This is a genomic window from Paraburkholderia sp. SIMBA_030, from assembly GCF_046535245.1.
Taxonomy (GTDB): domain Bacteria; phylum Pseudomonadota; class Gammaproteobacteria; order Burkholderiales; family Burkholderiaceae; genus Paraburkholderia.
Genome location: NZ_JAWRXB010000454.1, coordinates 1 through 274 on the forward strand (window position 1 = coordinate 1; position 274 = coordinate 274).

The 274-nt window shown below is 63.5% G+C and carries 1 protein-coding gene; it reads left to right on the forward strand.

Features of this window, described 5'->3' with window-relative positions:
- The coding region (locus SB772_RS40750; RefSeq protein ID WP_410838619.1) for a YggS family pyridoxal phosphate-dependent enzyme at positions 1-274 on the forward strand (274 nt) is incomplete at both ends.

Genomic DNA, 274 nt, shown 5'->3' on the forward strand with positions numbered 1-274 from the left:
CCGCACAGGCCGCCGGGCGGGACCCGGCCAGCATCCAGTTGCTGGCGGTGAGCAAGACCAAGCCCGCCAGCGCTATCCGTGAAATCCACGCCGCAGGCGTGCGCGATGTCGGCGAGAACTACCTGCAGGAAGCGCTGACCAAGCAGCAGGCATTGGGCGACTTGCCCTTGATCTGGCACTTCATCGGCCCCATTCAGTCGAACAAGACCAAAGCCATTGCCGAGCATTTCGACTGGGTGCATTCCGTGGACCGCCTGAAGATCGCCCAACGCCT